13 protein-coding genes and 2 pseudogenes are annotated in these 18,565 nt (G+C 66.9%); 4 read left to right on the forward strand and 11 right to left on the reverse strand.

The window, feature by feature from the left end:
- The first annotated feature begins 379 nt into the window (after nt 1-379).
- Nucleotides 380-1,585, forward strand: a complete 1,206-nt coding sequence (locus AB0M93_RS00105; RefSeq protein ID WP_364266186.1) for a phage tail sheath subtilisin-like domain-containing protein — start codon at nt 380-382, stop codon at nt 1,583-1,585.
- Here AB0M93_RS00105 and AB0M93_RS00110 read toward each other — a convergent pair.
- Together AB0M93_RS00110 and AB0M93_RS00115 are read right to left on the reverse strand one after the other, a co-directional pair.
- Nucleotides 1,582-5,091 (reverse strand): HEAT repeat domain-containing protein, encoded by a 3,510-nt coding sequence (locus AB0M93_RS00110; protein ID WP_364266189.1) that lies wholly within the window; start codon nt 5,089-5,091, stop codon nt 1,582-1,584. The genes AB0M93_RS00105 and AB0M93_RS00110 overlap by 4 nt on opposite strands.
- A 191-nt stretch (nt 5,092-5,282) precedes the next feature.
- A complete protein-coding gene (locus AB0M93_RS00115; protein ID WP_364266192.1) occupies nt 5,283-5,723 on the reverse strand; it encodes a hypothetical protein in 441 nt (146 codons plus the stop codon).
- 65 nt (nt 5,724-5,788) lie between these two features.
- Here AB0M93_RS00115 and AB0M93_RS00120 point away from each other — a divergent pair, with 65 nt between their 5' ends.
- Nucleotides 5,789-6,346 (forward strand): hypothetical protein, encoded by a 558-nt coding sequence (locus tag AB0M93_RS00120; protein ID WP_364266195.1) that lies wholly within the window; start codon nt 5,789-5,791, stop codon nt 6,344-6,346.
- A 798-nt stretch (nt 6,347-7,144) separates the two neighbouring features.
- Here the strand turns inward: AB0M93_RS00120 and AB0M93_RS00125 are convergent.
- The 3 genes from AB0M93_RS00125 to AB0M93_RS00135 form a co-directional block, all read right to left on the reverse strand.
- A complete protein-coding gene (locus AB0M93_RS00125) occupies nt 7,145-8,476 on the reverse strand; it encodes a radical SAM protein (protein ID WP_364266198.1) in 1,332 nt (443 codons plus the stop codon).
- A 191-nt stretch (nt 8,477-8,667) separates the two neighbouring features.
- A complete protein-coding gene (locus tag AB0M93_RS00130; RefSeq protein WP_364266201.1) occupies nt 8,668-10,476 on the reverse strand; it encodes a tetratricopeptide repeat protein in 1,809 nt (602 codons plus the stop codon).
- Nucleotides 10,473-11,288, reverse strand: a complete 816-nt coding sequence (locus AB0M93_RS00135) for a hypothetical protein (RefSeq protein WP_364266204.1) — start codon at nt 11,286-11,288, stop codon at nt 10,473-10,475. The genes AB0M93_RS00130 and AB0M93_RS00135 overlap by 4 nt, the downstream gene beginning before the upstream one ends.
- Here AB0M93_RS00135 and AB0M93_RS00140 point away from each other — a divergent pair.
- Nucleotides 11,269-11,580 carry a hypothetical protein gene (locus AB0M93_RS00140; RefSeq protein ID WP_364266207.1) on the forward strand — a complete coding sequence of 104 codons (312 nt, stop codon included), beginning with the start codon at nt 11,269-11,271 and terminating at the stop codon, nt 11,578-11,580. The two genes, AB0M93_RS00135 and AB0M93_RS00140, sit on opposite strands and share 20 nt — an antisense overlap.
- A gap of 29 nt (nt 11,581-11,609) precedes the next feature.
- On the forward strand, nt 11,610-12,710 hold the full coding sequence (locus AB0M93_RS00145; RefSeq protein ID WP_364266210.1) for a DNA methyltransferase: 1,101 nt from the start codon (nt 11,610-11,612) through the stop codon (nt 12,708-12,710).
- Between the two features lie 312 nt (nt 12,711-13,022).
- Here AB0M93_RS00145 and AB0M93_RS00150 read toward each other — a convergent pair whose 3' ends face one another.
- From AB0M93_RS00150 to AB0M93_RS00175, 6 genes and pseudogenes are all read right to left on the reverse strand, one after another.
- A complete protein-coding gene (locus AB0M93_RS00150) occupies nt 13,023-13,214 on the reverse strand; it encodes a hypothetical protein (RefSeq protein WP_364266213.1) in 192 nt (63 codons plus the stop codon).
- 662 nt (nt 13,215-13,876) lie between these two features.
- The gene (locus tag AB0M93_RS00155) at nt 13,877-14,614 is read right to left on the reverse strand and encodes a dienelactone hydrolase family protein (RefSeq protein ID WP_364266216.1); all 738 of its coding nucleotides are present in this window, start codon (nt 14,612-14,614) and stop codon (nt 13,877-13,879) included.
- 397 nt (nt 14,615-15,011) lie between these two features.
- Nucleotides 15,012-15,646, reverse strand: a pseudogene (locus tag AB0M93_RS00160) (IS5 family transposase); the annotation flags it as partial.
- A 37-nt stretch (nt 15,647-15,683) separates the two neighbouring features.
- Entirely contained in the window at nt 15,684-16,565 is an 882-nt protein-coding gene (locus tag AB0M93_RS00165) for an SAM-dependent methyltransferase (protein WP_364266219.1), read from the reverse strand.
- Between the two features lie 72 nt (nt 16,566-16,637).
- Nucleotides 16,638-17,501, reverse strand: a complete 864-nt coding sequence (locus AB0M93_RS00170) for a Scr1 family TA system antitoxin-like transcriptional regulator (protein WP_364266222.1) — start codon at nt 17,499-17,501, stop codon at nt 16,638-16,640.
- 171 nt (nt 17,502-17,672) lie between these two features.
- A pseudogene (locus AB0M93_RS00175) lies at nt 17,673-17,897 on the reverse strand (DUF397 domain-containing protein); the annotation flags it as partial.
- Between the last annotated feature and the right edge of the window lie 668 nt (nt 17,898-18,565).

The raw sequence follows: 18,565 nt of genomic DNA on the forward strand, positions 1-18,565 counted from the left end.
GCGTTCGGTCGCCCCATCTCTGGTGCGGGGCGACCGTTCATCGGCCTGGGCGATCGAGCCCACGGACCCCAGAGACGGAAATCTGAGCCAGGCCGTGTGCCAAGCAATCCGGGCGCCTTCCGCCGCGAGGGTCACAGCTGGTTCGGCAACGGCACGCTCGACGACCTGCCCCGGCACTCCGCTGAGCTACGGCGGGCCACGCGGTCGAGCACCCGGAGCGGCTGAAAAGCGTGCGGGTGCTCGCGCTGGTGGTGGACGACGTGGGCGACGGCTCGGACCGGGGGCTGGGGAGACTGGTTGTCGCCGCACATCACTGGCTGACCGAGTCGTGCCGCCGGTTCGCGCCGACAGCACCGCTCGGCGACTACGCTGTCCAAGCGTGCCGACCTACCTGACTCCCGGCGTCTACATCGAGGAGCTGTCCGCTTCCGAGATGTCGCCCTTTCCGCTGACTTACCGTGCGGAGCCGGAGGAGCAGGCCGAGATCACCGCGCCGAGGTGGATTGCCGAGCACTCGACGGCGGCGTTCGTAGGGCTCGCGGTGCGGGGACCGGCGCACATGCCCACGCTGGTGCATAGCTGGCCGGAGTACGAGCAGCGCTTCGGCGGACGGCTAACGGGGACGTATCTCGGAGAGGCCGTGTTGGGGTTCTTCGCCAACGGCGGACGGTCCTGCTACGTGGTGCGGATCAACGACCTCGCGGTCGACGCCGTCGGGCTCGACGACCTGGTCGGTGACTCGGATGACCGGTCTGGGCTCGCCGGCCTCGAGCTGGTCGAGGACATCTCCGCGGTCGCTGTGCCGGATGTGATGTCGCTGTACGAGCGTGACGCGCTGGACATGGACGGAGTCAAGGCGGCGCAGCTGGCGACCATTGCGCACTGCGAGATCGCGGGCGATCGGCTGGCGATCCTCGATTCCCCGCCCGGTCTTTCTCCTGATCAGGTCCGGAATTGGCGGATGGACGGAGCCGGTTTCGACTCGAAATATTCGGCGCTCTACTACCCTTGGCTGAAAGTGGCGGGACAGGAGCACTACGCGACGCCGGTGCCGCCGTGCGGGTACGTCGCCGGTGTGTTCGCACGCACTGACCTCCACCAGCACGCGGCCAACGAGCTGATCCTCGGAACCCTTGGGACCCAGACCGAGGTGACGCTGCAAGAACAGGAATTGCTCAACCCCATCGGGATCAACGCATTGGTCGATGCGGCCGGCCGTGGCCTGCGCGTGTGGGGCGCGCGGACCTTGTCCAGCGACCCGTCGTGGCGGTTCGTCCGCAAGCGAAGGTTGATGAACTTCATCACCCGCGCGGTGCGGCACGCCGCCGGTTGGGTGATCTTCGAGGACGCGCAGGACCGGCGAGTGCACGCTCGCCTCAAGCGGACTCTCGACGACTTCCTCGCCGTCCTGTGGCGCAGCGGGATCCTGGGCGGTGAGGACCCCGGCGAGTCGTATTACGTCATCTGTGACGCGGAAACCAATCCACCGGAGGCGGTGGACCGGGGGCTGATCACCGCCGACTGCGCGGCCAGCTTGCACGATGGGTCCGACTTGCACTTCAGGGTCGTCTGCTATCTGGGCTAGTCGTCGAGGTCGAGAAGACCCAGTTCGGCCAAACCGAACACGGCCGCCGGGGTGCCGATGACCCGCAACAGCCCGATGGCCGGGTCGCGGACCGGCGAGTTGCTCCGGACCAGTCCGAGCAGCTCGGGCACAGCGTCCCCACCGGCCACCCGCAGCCCCTCGGCCGCCGCGGCTCGCGTTCGCGGCCTCAAGAACGCGCGCACGAGGACGGGAACGTAGTTGTAACTTGAGCGCGCCAGGCCGCGGGCCGCCACCGCACTGGTCTCGGCGTCCTTGTCGTAGAGGAGCCGCGTCAGTCCCGACCGGGCCTCGTCGCCGACCATGCCGTCGAGCGCCTCGGCGACAGCCCGGCGTACGGCCGGTTCGGGGTCGCGGTCGAGCTCGGCGAGCAGCGCCGACGCTGCAGTTTCTCCGATGCCACGCAGAGTCGCGACGACGGCAGCCTGGTGCCGTCGCTCGGTCGCGGTCCGCAAGACGGTCAGCAGGGCAGGCACGGCGATCCGGCCAAGTCCCGCGAGCGCGTCCGCCGCGAGTGTCACGACTCCCGGGGCGGAACCGAAGAGCAAGGACACCAACCGGTCTGGTCCCGTACGCCCGGACCGGGCCAGCGCGGTCGCGGCCAGCTGCTGCACCGGTCGATCCCGCCCGTGCTCGAGCACGTTCACCAGTGCGGACCCGGCCGGAGCGCCGATCGCGCCGAGCGCTTCCGCGGCCGCCTCGGCCACTTCGGCCTGAGCATCCGAGAGGGTGGTCACCAGGGCTTGAGTCGCTTCCGCGGCGCCGATCTTGCCCAGCGCCCCGGCGGCGGCTTGCCGGACTGCCGGGTGGGGGTCCACCAAGGCGGCCAGCAGGGCGGGAACCTCTGCGCGTCCGCCGCATGCCCACAGGACCTCGGCGGCCCGCCAGCGCACATCGGCGTCGTCGTCGCCGAGTGCTTCGGCCAGTCCGGGCGCAGCCGGCCCGCCGACACTGGCCAATGTCTCCGCAGCCGCCGACCGCTTCTGTGCTTGGGGGCTCCGCAACGCTTCCAGGAGCAGGGCGACGTACTGCGGGCCGACCGCCTCGAGTGCGGCCCGCGCATCCGCCCGCACCCTGGTGTCGTCGTCTCGCGTGGCGGACAGCAACGGCATGACCGCCGCCTCACCCAGTGCTCCGAGGACGCCGACCGCTCGCCACCGCACGTCCACGTTGAGATCGGCGGCAGCCTCGGTGAGCACCGCGGCCGCGCCGGGTGTAGTCATGGCCGCCAGCGCGCCGGCTGCCACGGAGTAGACACGCTCGTCGTGGTGCCGCAACGCCTTGCGGAAGGTGGGCAGCACCTTGGGGAGGTCGATCTGACGCAAGGCCTTGAGGACGACCAGCTTCAGGTCCACATCCGGCGTGTGGGAGGCTTCCAACAGGGCGGGGATGGCTGGCTCGCCCACTCTGGCAAGTGCGGCTGCGGCGGAGTCCCGCGCCTGGGGTTCGGGCGCGTTCAGCGTCGCCATTAAGCCGGGGATCGCGGCCGGGCCGATCGCCACGAGCCGATCCACGATGGCCTGCCGCCGGTACATCGCCAGCTCGGTATCGCCGAGACTCGGTAGCAGTCGCTCGTGTTCGTGTTGGGCGAACTCTTGCTCGACGTAGTCCAGCGCCGGGTCCAGCCGGGTGAGCATTTCGTAAACCGGGGCGAGGCGTTCGTGCTGCCAGCGGTAGGCGTCGGCGCGCCCGTTGTCGTCCCACTCGCGCGCGGCCAGGCGGAAGCGGCGCAGCACGTGAAGGTCTTCGCGTACGAGCTCGATCCATCGGCTCAAGCGGGTCCAGCCGGTGAAGAGCGCCTCGTGCGCGACGAGCACCACCGGTGCGCTGCTCGGCTCGGCGCCGCGCACCAGGAGCCGAGCCAGCGTGAACGCTTCCACGAGCCGTCGTGAAGCGGCGTCGGCGGCGATGCGGGCCAAGTCGGCCCGCCGCCGCGTGGCGAGGCCCCCTTCGCCGATCTCGACCAGGTCGCGGAACACCTGGGAGAACGACGCCTGCGCCAGGGCGTCGAGCCGCTGAAACGTGTCCTCCGCGCGCGTTCCGATGGCCCCGCGAACGCCACCGAGACGGTCGTAGGCCGCATGGCCGAGAACACCGGTGTCGCCGCGCGTTCGGTACAGCTCGTCGAGGGTGTAGGCGAGCAGGGGCAACGCGCCGGAAGCCCGTCCCGTGTCGCTGAGAATCCGGCCGACCAGCGCCTCTTCGAAACCGAGCCCGGCCCGCTCTGCCGGCCGGGTGATCATGTCGTACAGCGTGTCCTCGGGCGCGGACAGGGGGAACTGGCCGTTCTCTAGCAGCGCGGCGAGGGTCGGGGAGTCCAGGCAGCGGTGGTAGAAGTCCGAGCGGATGGTCACCACCACCCGGATCCTCGGCGACGACGCGGCCTCCGCGAGCGCGCTGGCGAACGGGGTGATCCACTCGTCTGGTCCCGCGGTGAACAGCTCCTCGAACTGATCGACGAACAGCAGTGCCTCCGCGCCGGCCGGCAACCCCTCGAGGGCCGTGTTCAGTCGGCCCGTCATGAGGTCGGCCCAGCCTTCCGTAGGCACCCCGATGCCGGCCTCGGCCGCGAACCGTGCCGGGGTGAACCGCAGCGAGTTCCACGACGAGGTCTGCGGGTCGTACTCCGGTAGGAGCCAGGCCGGGACGTCGGGCAGGGCACCGGCCGCCAGCCGCGGCAGCAGACCGGCGCCGACGAGCGAAGACTTGCCCGTACCACTGGCGCCGACGACAGCGACGAACCGGTTCGCCTCCACCCGGGTGACGAGCTCATCGGCCTCACGGCCGCGGCCGAAGTAGATCGGCGCGTCCTCCGGCGAGAAGGGGCGCAGCCCCGGGAACGGCGAACGCGGCCACAACGGCAGCGGCACACTCCCGCCCCCGTTTGCTGGAGAGCCGATCCGGCGCAGCGCTAGCGTCTTCAGGTGAGATTCCAAGTTCGTCCGGAACTCCTCCGGCGTGTGATAGACGTTGTGCCCGCGGAGGATTGCGCCGCTGCGGGGATCCCGGTGCCGTTCGAAGAAGCCGCGCACCAGCCGGCCCTGCCGCCATTGCTCTTCGGCGTCCGGCGCATCCGGGTCGACAGGCACCATCGGAGTCCGGCGGTAGAGCAGCACTTCGGGGGTGCCACGCTCCTGTGCGCCGCGCAGGGCGTCCTCGAATTCCCACTCCGTGCCCGAGCCGAAAGGCTCACCGTCCGCCCGGTGGTATTCCGGATGCGGCAGCGGGGTGCCCAGCCGTGACCAGAAGATGACGACCACAATGTCGCAGTCGGCCGGCCGCCGCAGCCCTTCGTCGATCGATGCCTGCGGCGTGCGTGTGGCCAGGAACGGTGCGCTTGCCCCCGGCCGGTCCCATGCAATCGCCTCGAAATCCACCTGCCCGCGCAGCTGCCGGTCGAACCGAAGGCGGTCGAGCACATCCAGCGCGATCCCGCGTTCGTCGCGGACGTCGCCCGGAGAGGAGAGGAACACCCGGATCCGGCGCATCCTGACAGTTTAGCGAGGCACACGGACCGCGGCGGCGCATCTGGACCCACGGCAATAGCGCGGCGGCTTGACAACATCATTGAGAAGGTCCTTCGCCCGGAATTACGTTCCAGATACTGACGGCGCCCCGCTAGCACCCGTGGCACGCGGCGCTGACACCGGCCTAGTACACGGTGCCAGCACCGCGAGTCTCAGCCCGGCACCGCGTTCCCCGGGATGTGCACCCAGGCGTCGGCTTCGGTTTCCTTGATCGATACGTGCACCGGTCGGTAAGAAGCGAGTTCGACTCTTTCGGCGCGCCGGACCACTTCCTCGTAGAACCAGTCCGAAACGACCAGCGCGAGCCCACCGTCCGAGCCTGCCAAAGCATGCTTGAGCGGTGCCGCGTCGAGCAACCTGAACACGAAGTTCACCGACGACCCGGTCACCCCGTGCTTGTCGAGCAGCAGTTCACCGGCATGCAGCGCCATCCGCAGCCGGAGCCGTCGGGTCTCCGACCGCACGGCGTTGTGCCTCCGGATCAACGCGTCGAGCCGATTCGGCAACAACTCGACGAACCTGCCTTGGGTGCGACCGCCGGAGCGACGATCAGCACCCCGTCGCCGATATCCTCCACCCGGCAGGCGTCCCACGCGACGCCACTCTCCTCGAAAGCCGCGCGAACCACTTCGATTGAGGACTGCCAAATTCCATTATTTTGCGAGAGAAGTTGTATGCAGACTTTAGGGAGGATTTCGACGGTGGACTTAAGGCTGTCCTGGAGAGTGTCGCCGGCATCTCAAATGCTCACACCGGCCGCGTTGATGACCCTCAATATCACTCCGATTGGGCCTTTACGTGGACCGTTGACACGGAAGATCGTGCCGCGTTCTTTATCGTTGTGGTAGAGCAGGCGCAAGGACAGCCGTACGCAGTGCTTGCAAATGTCACAATTATCGCCGACGAGGCATCCTCGCTCGACTATATCGAAAAGGTTGACAAGAGGCGGCGCGACGAAGCCCATGGGAGGATTATTCAGCTCGTTGTCGACGAGCTGAATGCAATGGAGACCCTCGCGATCCGACTCGAAGATCAATTTAAACAGATGTTTGAATATCACTTGTCGGATGAGGCCGGAGAATATCTGGCGGTAATTTCTGTGCAACGATTAGGTATGGATGCCGGGCATGATGTGATATATCGGGTAGAAGATCATCTTCGCCAAATTCTTGAACACATGAACGATGTCGCGGCAGAAGGAAAGACTTCCGGCTGACATGGGACTGGTCATAAAACTTCGTCACGTCCGCGAGGAATGAGGTGGACTTGCAGTGGTTCCACAATCGCGCGCGAGCGCTGATGCTTGGCCTGGGCGGCCTGCCTGAGTCGGAGTTGGCCGAGGCCGCGACCCCAGTTCTGACCCGGTGTTGTCTTTGCTCACGTCGGGTGATTTCCGCTGTACCGAGCCAGTCGGGTCATCCGGGCCTGATCGGATGACAAGATGCGGACTCTGGTCACAGCAGCGACAGTCGCGGCCGGCTATATCGCGGCGTGGCTCTCCGTCGCGGCGGGCGCTGAACTGCATGATCGCGACGCCTTCCTCGACGCTCCCCGCAGATGGCGGCGGTCCGCGCGGCACTCGACCAATGCGGGGACACGCGGCCAGTGCGCACCTGGTTCGACGACCACCCACAAACAATCTTCAACTTAGTTCTTGACATCCATAGGAGCATCCGCGCCAACGGTATGGAGATACACCGACTACTTTCAGTGGCGGCTCGACTGTGGCGGCTGCGATTGCGGAGGCGTGCAGCAACGTGTGTTGCGAGAGGGTCTCTCGCCTTGAGATTTCCTGGCCGTGCCGGCTTCGCTCAGATCCTTATCGCGTGCCTCCGGTCGTGTGTTTAGTCGGCCACTTGGCGATTGACGGATCTGCCGTGGCGACATTACGCCGAGTTGATCGAGCTGACTAAGGTCTTCTGTCGCTGGTCAAGTGGGTAGGTTCATCCGGCGCGCCGTTGTCGGGTCCGCGAGAGCGCGATGCAACGCAGGGAGGCCCGTCGAACGATTCTCTTCAATGGTTGGCATACCGAAGGATTCGAAGACTTTCCAGGCGGATCGCCTGCGGGTAGATGGACCGGTAGATGTTGCAGTTGGGGGAGCGAACGTCGAAGCGGCCGGTAGCACGGAAGGTGGCCGCCGCGCAACCTCCCGAACACCAGTGGCGCCAGGTGCAGTCCCGGCACCCGGATTTCTCCTCGACGAGGAGGTTGCGGATACCGGTTCCCGACTCGCGAATGGCTTGCACCGGGTCCGTTGAGCCGATGTGACCCAGCGTGCCGGCCAGGTCCATGTGGCACTTGGCGAGGTTCCCGTCCTGGTCCACCACCACGTAGTCGTCGCCGACGCCGCAGGATCGGCGGCGTGGCGTGAACAGCTGACCGCGGTCCAGGACGGACCCCAGCACGCTCCACCGAGGCAGCAGTTCCTCGATCACCGCGAAGGCACGTACGAGACCGTCGACCATGGTCTGTTCCTCGTACTGGAGGTCGTCGAAGGTCGCGGAGCAGTCGTTGTCGCGGAAGAAGTTCATGCTGAAGGTCAGCGACCGCTCGATCGCGAACCGGACGACGTCGGCGACACCGGCGAGGTTGCGGCTGGTGATGGTGATGGAGATGTGCGGTGACAGACCCGCGTCCCGCAGGCGGTCGATGGTGCGGACCACCAGCGCCGAGGACGGCTTTCCGCCCAGGGTGGGGCGTTGGGCGTCGTGTGCGGCGCCGAGGCCGTCCAAGGAAATCATGACCCGGATGTCGCGCTGCTTCAGTTCCGCGGCCAGCCGGGACGTGATTGCGACGCCGTTGCTGAGCAGGACCGCGGAGAGGCCGATGCCCGCGTTCGCGCAGCGCGCCTGGGCGTGGTCGTGCAGTCTGAGCAGGACATCGTGGTTGAGGCTTGCCTCGCCGCCCGCGTACTTCAGGCGCAGGGACCGGAAACCGTTGCGCGTCGCCGACGCGACCAGGGCGTCGACGGACTTCCGTGCGGTGTCGTCGTCCATCGAGGCGTCCGATTTGTGGACGTAGCAGTACGGGCACCGCAGGTTGCACTTGTTGGTGACGTGCAGCCAGGCGGTGAGTTCGCTGCTGTCCTCGAACGCCGGGGCCGGGGGACGGCCGACCGCGTGCACGAGATCGAAGGCCAGCAGAGTGCGGAGAGCGCCTTGGACGGCATCCGGGTCTGTGCCGGGGGACACCAGATCGGCGACGCGAGCCGGGGTCGTCAGACGGCCGGCCAGCTCCCGTCCGGCCTGGTCGACCACGACCACGCCACCGTTTCCCTCGGGGCTGAAGAGGGCGGAATGGTCGTCGTCGATCGGAATGTCGAGGACGCCAGCTGTCCGGACCAAGAGTCCTTCCGGCAGGGCGGGCAGCGTACGCCGGACCCGTTCACCGCTCGGCGGGCACGCACAGTCCTCACAGGCGTGCACCAAATTCTCCGGCTCGTCCGGGATGTCCAAGATGGACAACGCAATCACGCGAGCTCCGTCCACATCATGCAAAGTAGCCTCTCACGGGCAGGTCGCGTGCCGGCTCAGCTTCAGTAGAGCCGGTCCAGCCGGGCCAGAAGTGTGTCTGCGGGGTCGTTGGTCCGTCGTGCAGACCATGCGGTGCGCAGGTGTGCGTACCAACTTCGCTGTACATCGGCGGGCGGCTTCTGGAACAGTTCCCCGAATCGAGTGAACTCGGCGGTGAGCGCCGCCTTGCCGTGCGAACCGACGCGGTGCTCGTCCAGTTCGAGCAGTGCCGTCGCGTACTTCGGCACCGTCCGGTTCAGTGCCCCGTGGTCCTTGCGGGCGAGCGCGTCGTGCACGGCCAGGTGGCCGGTGAGCAGGTCCCACCGTGGTTTCAGGTCGGCGAAGCTGTAGCGCTCGATGGCCTTGAGCACCTGCGGCTGTCGGGCACTGATCTCCTGGCGGTACCGGCTTTCCCTGGTCCGCGTCCAAGTCCGGTAGCACAGTTCGAGCAGTTCGATCAGGCTGGCGGACAGGAACCAGCCGTCCGCCACCTTCTCCGCCTGCTCGACCGCGCCCCGGAGATAGTCGAGCCCGCGATCCGGATCCTCCGCACCGAAGATGCGGCCTGCCCGGTTCAGCGCGGAGGGATACCAGCGAACCGCCCGTTCCTCGCAGATGGTGAGGGAACGCTCGATCAGGTCCTTGGCCCGTTCCAACGGCCGCTCGTCCAGCGCGAGGTTGTTCTTCGCCGCCTGGAACAGGCAGATCGCCTGTTCCTGGTAGATCTGGCCGAGCCAGGGGACGTTGCGCAGTGTGACGAACAGGACCTCGGCCCGCTGGTAGTGGTCCCACGCGGTGGCGTATTGCTGGTCGTACCGGCAGACCTCGCCGGCCGTGCTCAGCGAGATGGCCATGCCCAGGGGACGGTTGAGCTTCCTGCGAACGTCCAGCGCGCTCTCCACCAACCCGTGAGCCTGCTCGTAGTCGCCTTGCAATGCCTTCAGGTACGCCCAGTTCGTCCGGATCGAGGCCAGCTCGGCCCGATCTTCCTCGTCACCGCCCGGGTGCACGATGTCGGTGATGGCGTTGCACGCGTGGAGGTAGTGGTCGTCGGCTTCGCTCCAGAGCCCGATGTTGCGTGCGTAGAAACCCAGTTCTTTGCGGGCCTCCGCGATGAGCCGTTCGCGGTCCGGGGAAGCCATGGCCCCGGCGTGGGCCAGCGCCTGCTCGAAGTGGGCGCCCGCGTCGGTGACCTGCCCGGGGATGCGCATGCAGGCGTTGCCGTGTTCCTGTGCCAGCCGGTAGGCCAGCAGGGTGTCTTCGCTGTCGGGCAAGGAGTTGAGCAGTACGACGGCCGGTAGGGGCTGAGAGCTCTGGATCAGGTACCGGGCGGCGTTGAGGCCGAGTGCCAGCAATCGCTCGGGATTGTCCCTCAGCCAGAGCCGACAGCGGTCGATCACCATGCTGATCGCGTCGAACGCCGGCTTGGCTGTGGTGTGCGGGCCCACGAACCGGTCCAGCTCGTGGTTGGCCAGCTCCATGAAGTGCAGGTCGTTGCGGGCGACCGCGGCGTCGAACTGGGTGGCGAACACCTCGGTGCCGCGATCGATGTCGCTGAGCAAGAGGTAGTGCAGCCGCGCCGCGCGCAGCTGGTCCATCCGGCGTTTATGCACGTCGAGCTTGGCCACCTGCTGCATGGCCGTCGGGTTCTGCTCCGGGTCGTCGACGAGCAGCTGGTCCATGGCGGCGATGACGTCCGGGTAGTCGGCCGCGGCGACACCGAACGCGGCCGCAGCCGTGCGCCAGAGCTGTGTCCGCCAGGTCTCGTCCTGGTCGTGCAACGGGATCAGGCGCTTGGTCAGCTCCTCGGCCAGTGCGTCGTGCAGGGTCACGTCGCGTCCGTTGGCACGCGGCGGACCCAGGGCTGCGTGCGCAGCGTCTCCCAGGCGAGCCCCCAGTCACCGCGGTATTCGGGCGGCAGGGCGCGGTCGGCCATGATCGCGCGCCAGATGTCCTCGTCGACGCTGTGCCGCACGACCGCGAGCCGCTTGATCGCCTCGGGCCAGAAGTCCGCGCTGCGGAAGGGCGTCACCATGCGCCGCCGGAACCGGTCGCGCAGCTCGTCGTCGTGGGGCGACGGCTCTTCCAGTTCGGGCGGCAGATCGAACTTCCGGAGGTAGTCGACGGCGAGCTCCAGCCAGAGCGGGTGACCGTTGGTGAGCGACACCAGAGCCTGGATGAGTGCCGGGCTCAGGTCTGGGCTGATGTCGCTGTCGGTGAGAAACCGCCCTGCCTCGGCATCGGTGAATCCGGTAACCGTCACGGTGACGGTCCGGAGCTTGGACTCGTTGTCGGCGAAGATCTCTTTGATGGCGTCGCTCCGGTCGGCCGCGGGCCGGCCCGAGAGAACGACGAGCGTGGCGGGCAGCTCACGCATCCAGCGGTGGAGCTGGGTGAGGAAGAACGTGTTGCGGACGACTTCGACGGTGTCCAGGGGAATGACCACCGTAACGGCGTTTTCTTCGACGAAACGCCGGTAGCACCGGCTGAACGCCCCTCGCGCCCGCTCGTGGTGGCCGAGGACGGCGTCCCGGCTGAACGGAGCCGGCTTGGTGGCCGCGGTTTTCGTCAGGTAGTCGATGAACTCGCCGAAGAACAGGTGGTGCGCGATCGCGGCCGCCCGCATGCTTGTATTCGGCGGCATCCTCGCCGTCTACACCCACACCGACTGGTCGACCGGGCGCCTGATCGACCAGTCCGGAGCGATGGTCGCCGCCGCGCAGAACGCCGACCTGCTCTACCTCCAGCACATCGTCACCCTGCACACCTCGATCCGGAACGGCCGCCTCCAGCCGCCACCGCAAACCGTTGGGTCGGTGCGCGACGACGTAAGCCAGCGCGCGCAGCGGCTCGGTTCGCCCGAGCCGCACACGCGCGTACACGGCGACGTCCTGCTCTTCGCCCAGGCCCACGCCGACGCCGCAGACCTCCGATGACCGAACAGCCGAAGGACAGGTGCACCCTCATGACCACCACACCGAGCACGGCGCCGTTGCCGGTCGACGAGCCAACCATGCCGCTATCGCGCGCGTTCATCGACGCCCTCGATACCACCTCGCCCGTGTCCGACGGCGCCGTCGGACAAAGGGCGAGCGTCCCGCTCGCCCGCACGGATCGGGAGGAGCGGCCAGTGTCGGTGTGGGCGACGGCCCAGAGTTCGCCGGCCGCGCAGCGCAAGGGCCGGTATGTGCCGGAGTCGACCGCCCACCCGGCCAAGATGCTGCCCGCCGTCGCCGCGCACGCGATCGAGCACTACACGAGGCCGGGCGAGCTGGTGCTGGACCCGATGTGCGGGATCGGCACCACCCTGATCGAGGCAATAGACCTCGGCCGCCATGCAGTTGGCGTCGAGTACGAGCCGCACTGGGCCGACATCGCCCGCGCGAATCTGCGCTTCGCGCGTAAGCGCGGCCACGACCACGACGGCCAGGTCGTCCGGGGCGACGCCCGCCAACTCGAGACGCTGCTGCCAGATGAGTACGTCGGCAAGGTCGCGTTGGTGGTGACGTCGCCGCCGTACGGCCCGTCGGTGCACGGACAGGTCAAGACCGACCGGGAGACCGAGGACGGCAAGGTCCGCAAGCACCACTACCGCTACGGCAGCGCACTGGACCGCGGCAACCTCGCCAACATCGGCCACCACCGCCTGCTGGCCGGCTTCACCCGCATCCTCACCGCGTGCGCGCGCGTTCTGCGTCCGGGTGGCTACGTGGCGATCACGGTCCGGCCGTGGCGCGAGCATGCCGAGCTGATCGACCTGCCATCCCAAGTGATCGGGTGCGGCGTCGCCGCAGGGTTGACGCCGGTCGAGCGCTGCGTCGCGTTGCTGGCCCGGGTCGCCGACGCTGACTTGGTCGCACGCAGCAGCTTCTTCCAGCGTGATTTCATTCGCAAGCAGCGCGAGGCCGGGATGCCACTGCACCTCATCGCCCACGAGGACGTCATCATCCTGCAAGCGCCGGCCGAACGAGTTCGCGTCGAAGTCCAGCGCCACGCGGTGGGGCGCCGTCGATCTATGGGGCGAGACGAGTACGGCGCGATCGGCCCTGGTCGGTGGGCTGCATGATCATCGGGGATGATGGCTCACTCGACGCCGGACGTCGCTGAGTAACACGTGGTTCCTAGGAAGAATCCCCGCGAACGGTGATATTCGGCTGGTGATCCGGGCCGGTTCGCTCGCCGAAGCCTGCGCCACCTTGCACCCGGCGTGACGTGCGGGATGTTCTTCGCCTCACCCCGCCCGCACGCGGTCGGCGACGGATCGGACAAGCCGAACACACGTCCGGCGGGCAAAGCCGGAGACCGGCTTTGCTTCCGACCGGGTCGATGAGCTCGCTGCCCCGCGTCTCGCGCAAAGCCAGCGTGCAAAGCAGACCGACTAAGCAGTAAGCAGGACGCCGCAGGTGACGCTGCCGTAGCTGCCGATGCTCGCAGCGACCAGTGGCGGGATGGCGCCGCCGAGTACGCCGCCAAGGCTGTAGGACAGGCGAACGGCGGTGTAGCGGTAGCGAGTCGGGAACAGTTCGGACAGGAAGGACCTGGCCACGCCGAAGCCGACTCCGGCGATCATGAACGTCACGATCAAGCCGAGGTATAAGGCGCCGATCGTGCCTGCGGCGAGGACCGGAACAGCAGAAGGGCCCACGGAATGCCGATGGTGTTGGCGGCCAGCAGGACTAGGCGCCGCCCGAACCAGTCGGAGAGCACGCCGCCCCACCCGCAGAACAGGGCGTTGACCAGGTTGTCGACGATGCCTGCTGGCAGTACCGAAGGGACGGGTCAGGCGGAGGGTCTCGGTGCCGGCAGTGCTTGGGCGAGTGTTCTGACGCTGTCGGGCCGCCGCGGCCCGTGAAGCTGGTGGGGCCGGGCTCGCCCCCGACACGAGCCCGGCACACCGCTTTCCCCAGGTGCCGCCCTCTGCCGCACGGCCGCAGGTGAAAGTGGTGAAGCCCGCACGCGGCACCGAAATAGTGTGCGTCGGTGACACCGTCGCCGCTCGTGGTCGTGACGAGCCTGCCGATCATGAACACCCGGGCGGGGGATACCCGACCGCAACCCCGGACCGTCATCCGGCTCACCTCAGAGACGCCTTCCGGCAGGGCGACAACGACAACCGGCCGGGTGCGGGCACTCGTAGGCGGCTGCGGCAGTGCGGTTCCGCGGTGCGGACTTGAGGGGAGAGCTGTCAGAGCCGGACGCCGACCAGACAAGGCACCGTCGTGGTTGCCTGGGTCATATCCCCAGGTCCTCCGTCAGGGGCAGGCACTCGGCGAGCAGGTCGACGACGTCGCGCCAGGCTCGCTGCGCGTGCTGTAGGTGGTAGCCGACGCCGGGGACGGTGGGGTGGTCGACCGGCGGGTGGTGGAAGGCGTGCAAGGCGCCGCCGTAGACCGTGAGGCGCCAGTCGACGCCCGCGGCCTGCATCTCAGCGGTGAACGCGTTCCGTTGCGCGGGTGGCATGATCGGGTCTTCCGACCCGACCCCGGCCCACACCGGGCAGCGAATGCGCGCCGCCTCGCCCGGCCGGCCCGTGGTAGTTGCGTTGACTGTCCCGATCGCGCGCAGGTTGACCCCATCGCGCCCGAGTTCCAGCGCGATGGCGCCCCCGGTGCCGTAGCCGACGGCGGCTATCCGGTCGGGGTCGGTCCGCGGTTCGGCGCGCAACACGTCGAGCGCCGCGTGGCCGACGCCTCGCATCCGGTCGGGGTCGGCGAGCAGCGGCAGGCAACGGGCCAGCATCTGCTCGGGGTCGCCCAAATAGCGCCCACCGTGAAGGTCGAAGGCCAGCGCTACATATCCCAGCTCGGCGAGAGCATCCGCCCTGCGGCGCTCGACGTCGCTGAGTCCCATGCCCTCTGGTCCGAGCAGCACCGCGGGCCGGCGATCGACACCGGCCGGGAGCGCGAGGTGCCCGATCATCGTAAGACCGTCGGCCGGATACTCGACCGTGCGCGTCGTGATCGTTGTCATGAGTCTGGACTGTAGTGATCGTCGACCCCGGTCCGGCCGGTGTTCTGCCGCCAGCAGAACAACCCGGGTAGTCCAGATACGGCGAGGGTTACAAGAACCGTCACAGATCCTGTCCCCACGGCAGCGCTATCAGATCACCTGCCCAGGCCACGGTGTTGGAGGCTGACCCGCAGCAGGATTCTGGAGTATGCTGGCCCGCTCTCGTGAAAGGGTGTCACCAACTAGCGAGTGCCGGCCCCGTTGACCTGGGTGTGCCGTTACCGCAGACTCGCCGGGATGAGCAGCTGAGTTCACGGTCGCCGGCCTCGGTGAGGCCGGTGCCTCCCGTGGAGGACAGCGGTCAACCAAACGAAGCGCGCAAGCCAACGTCCTGTCATCGGCTACTTAAGAGCGTGTCTCATCTGGCGATTTTCTTGTAGCAGGTGATGGCGGCACCGAGGGTGGGGAAGGCCAGGAAGTGGCTGGGTTGCGTTCGTAGCGGATGGTCAGTCGTCGATAGCCGCTCAGCCAGGCGATCGTCCGTTCGATGACCCACCGGTGTTTGCCGAGTTCGTCACCGGATTCGATGCCTTTGCGGGCGGTGCGCGGGATGATCCCGCGGCGGAACCGGATCGCAGGCAGCGCATTGACCAGGGGTTTGAGCGCGTGACTGTCGTGGGTGTTGACCGCAGAGATGCCGAAGGTCAAGGGTATGCCGGCTCGGTCGGACAGAGCGTGGATCTTCGAGCCGGGTTTGCCGCGGTCGACCGGGTTCGGGCCGGTCAGTCCGCCCCTTTTTACCCGGACGGATGCTCCGCCGAGGACGGCACGCGACCAGTCGATCATGCCTTTGCTGCCCAGTTCGTCCAGTACCGCCTGGTGCAGCTGCCACCACAGTCCGGCTTTGGTCCACTCGGTGAACCGGCGATGCGCTGTCGGTACGGTGACTCCGAAGTTGGGCGGCAGACGGCGCCAGGCGCACCCACTGGTCAGCACGAACACGATCGCGGTGACCACTGCCCGATCGTCCACTCGTGACATCCCGCCACCTTTGCCCACACCTCCGTCAAGATCCATGTGAGACACACTCTTAGGAAGATTTACGTGCGACGCCCGCGAGGGCGATGGATCTGCTCGGGTCTCGCAGGCATGTCTCGATGTCGTTATCGCTCGCCAATTCGGGGTGCCACAGGGGCGTCCAAGTGACTCCCGGATCGATGATCGTGAAGTCGCCGAAGAAATCGGTGATTTGGCTGCGGTCTCGGAAGATGATGGGATTGCCGGACTTGTCGTACATGGCCTTGAGATCGACGAGCATGGAGGCGAAGTCGTCGGGGACGCCTTGGTCGGTGATGTGGGATATCCCGAGGTAGGAGTTCGGGGGGAGCAATTCGCGGTACCGGGCAACCAGGCTGGGCCCGAGGTCGGCTGAGCCTTGGGAGGGATCGGCCGGAGGTTGACGGATGTGGAGGACGGCGATGAGCAGCAGTGCCACTGGCTGAGTGAAGTCGATGACGCCGGAGTCGGCGATTTTTTCCCAGAGCCGGTCGGGTGCTCGCATGTCGGCGTGGATGACGGTGTGCCGGTCTTCGTCGCCGTGTTCGCGGAGCAGGGTACGTGAGTGGGCGACGGCCACGGGCTCGTAGTCGACGTAGGCGACACGGACCTCGCCGGGAGCGACTTGGTCGGCGATCTCGTGGGCGTGTCCCATGGTGGGTACGCCGGATCCGATATCGATGAACTGCCGGATCCCCACCTGGGTCAGGTGGCGGACCGCTCTGTGGAGAAACCTCCTGTTGGCGCGGGCTACGGGCCGAAGAATCGGGTAGTTCTCGAGGACGCGTTCTGCGAATTGGCGGTCGATCTCCCAGTTGGTGTCGCCGCCGAGGTAGTAGTCGTAGATCCGCGCGATGCTGGGGCGGCTGAGGTCGACTCCGGGAGGCGGGAAGGGTTCCTGCTCGAGATCGGTCACAGTGCTGCTCCCTCGTGTCGATCCGGTGGGTACTTCGGAGTGTTGCAGGTGTTGCCGGGTTCGTCGGGTGGCTCAGGGTGAACTCGCTCGGCGTAAGGCCTGGTGAAGCAATTCCATGGATGCCGTCGCATTGAGAGCGGCGTCGTTGACGATTCGCCAGTTATCGGTGAACTCTTTGTACTCGGTGGTTTTCGCGTCTTTCTTTACGACTCCGTACACGGTCTCGGTGTGGCCGAAGTTCAAGTTGTCGTCCTTGAACCCCAGGATCGTGAAGTCGGGCGGAACGTACAGGGCATTCATGAATGGAACGATGCGAATGATCACGCAGCGGTGCTTGGCCGGCAGTTGGATGAGATGCTTGATCTGGTCAACGGCGACGAGGGGATCGGTGGTCTTGCTGAGCAGCAGGCGTTCTACCGCACTCTCGCTGGTGATGAATTCATAGTGCCGTTCCGGATTGGCGGGAAAGATGTCGGCGCGTTCTCGGCGTTCGAACACTGCGTCGTCGAGGGCGGTGGTGCGGCCGTGGGCGGTGAACTGTTCGATCATGTAAGCCTCGGACTGCAGTAGTCCCTTGAGCCGCTCGCCGGTCCAGGCGTGGATGGTCGTCGCGTCCAGCTCGGCGTCGAGGATGGGGGTGAACCAGCGCGGGGTCGCTACGTGGCGCCGTCGTGAACGCGCACCCTTGGAGTTGACGATGTTGAGCGTGCGCATGAGTTCGGCGGTCGTGGGTTCGACGTCGAGTACGGACAAGATGGCCTCCAGCACGTACTCGCTCACTCGGAGTCCGCGCTCCATCTTCGAGATGTGGGCTTGGGCGTACCTGCAGGCGTCGCTGAGGTCGTCTTGGCTCATGCCGGCCGCTGTGCGGGCAGCTTTGATCAAGTTGCCCAGTTCGCGGCGCTGGGTTGTCTCGGCCTGCTTGCTCGGAGCCATAGGCGCGTTATCCCTTCAGTGGGGACTTCCCCATTGTAGGCGCCGCATGAGGGCCCATGCTTGTTACAGTTGCATGCTGTGCCCAGTAGGGCTGCCTTCGCGATCCGCCTTCACGCTTTTGGGTGAGGATGATGGGAAGGGCTCACGATTGGTATGCGATCGCCGGTGGTGATCGAACTGGCCGGCCCGGACTGCGTCGATAAAAACCTGCCACTCGTGGGTGTCGAACACGAGAACAGGACTGGCGGGCAGTTTGGTGTCGCGCACGGCAACCAGGGCCGGGTGGGCGAGGTTGACTTCGACGCAGTCGCCGGAGTTCGGGCCGCATGGCGTCGGTTTCTGCCAATCGGAAGCGGGGAATGCGTCCCCGACCTGCTCCGGACGGTACTGTATCACAGTCACCCCTCTGTCAAGAGACTTCCAGTGCTGGAATATTCTCATTTCAGAGTCAATCAGGAATATTCTCATTGCAAGCGCGGACAGGGGATCGTGGCCCCCATGTCGTAAGGATTTCACTCGAATGGGCAGTGACGTGGGACCTGCGACCGCCGGGCTTTCACGTTTCTGACCATCGGCGGCGCTGCTTATCCGGGTCGGCTCTGCCAGGTCTTCAGCGACGCGGTGGTAGCGGTGAGTGTCGCGTGAGCGAGCCGCGCTCCACGGGCAACTTGGGCCTTCCGAATCGGTGTTCCGGTCCGGCCTGCCGGTCGAGGCCCGGCGGGGGTGGGCACTGTGAGTGATGGAACCGAGGCAGCGAGTCCTCCAAAGTGAGTTCAAGCCGACGCGAGAGCTGTCGCCATGGCAGGCCGCCGAGGTGGCGACGGGTGCGAGGCCGGCAGGGTCGACGCTGACCGGCTCGGACGCCTTGCGCGAAGGTGAGGGGCGATGGGGGAGACAAGCGGAGTGCGTGCGTCGGACTCGAAGCACCATGCAGCGCTGTTTTTCCCATCGCTCCTGCTCGAAGGGCTGTGCTTGCATCGGACGGCCGGCATCCGATGAGCGGGGCACGGCGAGGTCAAAGGCCGCCGGCTCGAAGTGGTGTGGCTGCTCGCGCACATCGGTAT

It is taken from the genome of Amycolatopsis sp. NPDC051102 (assembly GCF_040682815.1).
Taxonomy (GTDB): domain Bacteria; phylum Actinomycetota; class Actinomycetes; order Mycobacteriales; family Pseudonocardiaceae; genus Amycolatopsis.